Annotated in this window: 6 protein-coding genes; 1 reads left to right on the forward strand and 5 read right to left on the reverse strand. The window is 69.0% G+C overall.

Translation table 11 applies throughout. The features are described from left to right. Positions 1–230, forward strand: a 230-nt coding sequence (locus tag C1A13_RS14730) for a hypothetical protein (RefSeq protein WP_207654165.1), incomplete at its 5' end; no start/stop codon positions are given. A 65-nt stretch (positions 231–295) separates the two neighbouring features. On the opposite strand, the gene C1A13_RS00025 is transcribed toward C1A13_RS14730, so the two are convergent. The 5 genes from C1A13_RS00025 to C1A13_RS00045 all read right to left on the reverse strand — a co-directional run. Further along, positions 296–841 (reverse strand): BMC domain-containing protein, encoded by a 546-nt coding sequence (locus tag C1A13_RS00025; RefSeq protein ID WP_101547905.1) that lies wholly within the window; start codon positions 839–841, stop codon positions 296–298. Positions 842–843: 2 nt separating this feature from the next. Beyond that, complete coding sequence (locus C1A13_RS00030; RefSeq protein WP_101547907.1) at positions 844–2178, reverse strand: 4Fe-4S dicluster domain-containing protein; 1335 nt, start codon at positions 2176–2178, stop codon at positions 844–846. A gap of 34 nt (positions 2179–2212) precedes the next feature. Next, positions 2213–2464, reverse strand: a complete 252-nt coding sequence (locus C1A13_RS00035) for a EutN/CcmL family microcompartment protein (RefSeq protein WP_101547909.1) — start codon at positions 2462–2464, stop codon at positions 2213–2215. A gap of 20 nt (positions 2465–2484) precedes the next feature. After that, on the reverse strand, positions 2485–3141 hold the full coding sequence (gene pduL, locus C1A13_RS00040) for a phosphate propanoyltransferase (RefSeq protein ID WP_101547911.1): 657 nt from the start codon (positions 3139–3141) through the stop codon (positions 2485–2487). Between the two features lie 72 nt (positions 3142–3213). Next, on the reverse strand, positions 3214–3392 hold a 179-nt coding region (locus tag C1A13_RS00045; RefSeq protein WP_146021652.1), incomplete at its 5' end, for a BMC domain-containing protein.

Consider the following 3392-nt stretch of genomic DNA (forward strand, 5'->3'; position numbering starts at 1 on the left):
AGGGGAAACCCATCCCCCCCGAGCTGGCCGTCCCCGCCTGCCCCGAGGCGTATGTCCCCACCCCCGCGCCCGCTGAGGTTTCGCTGCCAGGGCGGCCCGACCCCTACGCCCTCCGGGAGACGCTCGACGCGGAGCGGGAGGCCTGGCTCTCCGAGCACGGGCCGCCCGGTCCGATCGCGCTCGACGTGACCCCGCCCATCTACGCGGTGATGCCCGAGCCGCCGAAATAAAAATTCCGCCGCATGAAAAAAGGAGGCGTCCGGCCGTTGGCCGGACGCCTCCTTTGCTGATGCTTTTACAGGAAGTTCCAAAGCTCCTCGTGGGGCGCGCCGAGAATCGACTGGCCCACGAACACGCCCTGCTCCTTGGCGTAGCGCGCGCCCGCCTCGACGGCGGCCGTCACGTCGGCCACGTCGCCCGTCAGCAGGACGACCCCCTTGCCGCCCATGCCGCGCGCGGTGCGCAGCTCGAGGATCTCCACGTCGGCGGATTTGACCGCGCAGTCGGCGGCCAGAATCACGCTGGCGACGGTGAAGGTCTCGATCGTGCCGAGCGCGCCGCGCTTCGCCTCCGGCTGCGCGCCGAGCAGCGCCTTGACCACCGCCGGGTCGATCCGCCCGAGCAGCACCGCGTCAAGCAGGTTCTCCTCGAAGCCGGCTTTGACCCGATCCATCGCGGCGTTCACCTGCGCGAGCTCGCCGGTGATCACCAATTCGAACTTCCCGGGGCAGATGGGCTGCGCCGAAATAAGCCGGATCCCGGCGGATTTAAGCGCGGCGTCGCTCGCTTCGATTCCCCGGGCGATGCTCCGCAGTTCCAGTACGCCTACCGCATAGTCCATTCTTATTTCACCTCGCCCATCGTCATTTCAATTTCCGTATCCGTCACGCGGGAGATTGTTCCCGCGACCGGCGCGTGCAGCGCCGCGGAGATGCCCTCCCGCGCCCTCGCAATCAGCTGGCCCGCCGCCACCTCGTCGCCCACGGCCACGACCGGCTCCGACGGCTTTCCCACATGCTGGGAGAGCGGCAGGCGCCAGAGGGCCTGCGCCACCGGCAGGTCGCCGGCCCATTCGGCCTCCCGGTCGAATTTCGCCACGCCGATCCGGCTTTTGAACCGGCTGACCGGCACCATCCGGAAGTCCCGCTCGGAGTCCGGCTTCGTCGGCCCGTCCGCGCGGTAGCCGATCCGGTGCCTGCCCAGGCTCTGCTTGACGGCGGTCATCGCCGCCGACGGCGCGATCCCCTGGCAGCAGGCCATCAGCGTGCACACCCCGCAGCCGCTGCAAAGCGACGCGGTGAGCAACTCCTCCGGGTTGCCCGGCGCCCCCGCGCCAACCGCCCGCAGCGTCTTGTGCGGCTGGAGCGGATACCCCAGCAGGTGGCGCGGACAGAGCTCGGTGCAGTACATGCACTGGCAGCAGGCGGACGGCACCCGTTTGAGCAGCCGTTCGACCGGCGCGGCCTTGTTGGCGATCGCCGGGATCTCCTCCGGCAGGATGAGCAGCGCCTTGGTCTTCTTGGTCACGACGGCGGAGGCGGGATTCACGATATTGCCCATCGCCGGGCCGCCGTCCACGACGACATGCCCCGTGGGGACCGTTACCCCCGCCGCGCGCAGGACCGCGCGCACGCCGCAGTTGACCGGCACCCTCACGACGACGGGATGTTCCACCGCGCCGCCGATCGTAAGCCACTTCTCCGTCACTGGGGCGCCCCGAACGGCGTTCGAGACGTTGTAGGCCGTCTCGGCGTTGACGACGACCACGCCCACCGCGCTGGGCAGCTGCCCCGGCGGCACGACCCGGCCGAGCGCCTGGTAGATCATGATGATCTCGTCGCCCATCGGGTAGACGTCGGGCAGCAGCGCGGCGCGCGCACCGCAGGGGAGCTCCTCCCCCTGGGCGACGCCGAGGCGCAGGGCGGTGTGCTCCTTCATCGCCACGAGGACCTGTGCGGCGCCCATCGCGTCGCACAGCTCCCGCGCGCCCTCGCACACCCGGTCGAGGTGCTCCCGCAGAATGGTGAAATCGGTGTAGAGCAGGGGCTCGCACTCGGCGGCGTTGACCAGCACCGTGTCGATCCCCCGCGCCAGCTTCCGGTGGGTGGGGAACCCCGCGCCGCCCGCGCCGATCACGCCGGCTGCCTCGATTGTATCCCTCAGCAGTTCCAGTTCCATGGGGCTTCCCCTCCCTTCCCGGCGGAAAACCGCCTCATTCGTCAATGATCCCGACGATCACCGCGTCGGTCGGGGTCTCGCGGTCGTCGAGCGCCAGGCGCGCGCCGCTGCCGCGGGTGATGAGCACCCGCTCGCCGATGCCCGCGCCCACCCGGTCGATCGCGACGAGGAATTCCCCCGTCGGCGCGCCGTTCCGGTAGAGCTCGACCTCGAGAAATTTAGAACCGACAAGCGTCTCCACCTTGCGGGTGGAGACGATCGTGCCGGTGACCTTTCCGCATACCATAGTTAATCCCTTCCGTCCGGTCAGCCGCCGCGTTTGACGATCGTCACCTGCGGCTTGCCGGTGAACCCGATCGCGTTGGCGTCGTCGGTATCGATGTGCATTTCCAGCGTGAAGCTCGGCGCAACCCGGATCTGCACGTCGTAGAGCATCGTCCGGCGCTCCCCCTCCGCGAGACATTCGACCAGGTCGCCGTCCCGCACGCCGTAGATCCGCGCGTCCTCCGGCGACATGTGGATGTGCCGGTTGGCGATGATGCAGCCCTCCTCGACGATCACGACCCCGCAGGGGCCGACAATTGTGAGCCCGGCCGAGCCCCGGATCTCGCCCGACGGGCGAACCGGGGGGCGCACCTTGAGCACGAAGGTGTCGGTGCGCGAGATTTCAATCTGCGTCTGCTTGCGCAGCGGCCCGAGCACGCGGACCTTTTCGATCGGCCGCAGGGACGGTCCGAGGATCGTCACCTGCTCCTGGGCGGCGAACTGCCCGCCCATCAGCTCCTTGATGTTGTGGAGCTCGCTGCCCTTGCCGAAGAGGATGTCCATGTGCTCCCGCGTCAGGTGGATATGCCGCGCGGAGACCCCCACCGGGATGGGCGGCAGCCCGGCGGGCGCCCCGGATTGACGCTGTGCCACAATCTGCCGGACGATCAGTTCCACGAGTTTTTCATCCACGGCCATTTTCTCCGCCTCCTATATTCGTCAATTCCCGCCGGGCGGACCCGCCCGGCGGGCTTTTCCTGCCGGAAGCGGTCAGTCCAGATGCGGGAGAATCTTCTCCACATCCGTGTGCGGCCTCGGGATCACGTGGGTCGCGACGACCTCGCCCAAACGGGCGGCGGCGGCCCCGCCGGCCTCGACGGCGGCCTTCACCGCGCCGACGTCCCCGCGGACCATGACGCTCACGAGCCCGGAACCGATCTTTTCGGTGC

The organism is Anaerotruncus massiliensis (ex Togo et al. 2026) (assembly GCF_900199635.1).
Classification (GTDB): Bacteria; Bacillota; Clostridia; order Oscillospirales; family Ruminococcaceae; genus Anaerotruncus; species Anaerotruncus massiliensis.

Excerpts from the sequence above, each read along its gene's own strand:
- C1A13_RS00035 (WP_101547909.1), bottom strand. The coding sequence starts at position 2,464 with ATGGTATGCGGAAAGGTCACCGGCACGATCGTCTCCACCCGCAAGGTG.
- pduL (WP_101547911.1), bottom strand. The coding sequence starts at position 3,141 with ATGGCCGTGGATGAAAAACTCGTGGAACTGATCGTCCGGCAGATTGTG.
- C1A13_RS00025 (WP_101547905.1), bottom strand. The coding sequence starts at position 841 with ATGGACTATGCGGTAGGCGTACTGGAACTGCGGAGCATCGCCCGGGGA.
- C1A13_RS00030 (WP_101547907.1), bottom strand. The coding sequence starts at position 2,178 with ATGGAACTGGAACTGCTGAGGGATACAATCGAGGCAGCCGGCGTGATC.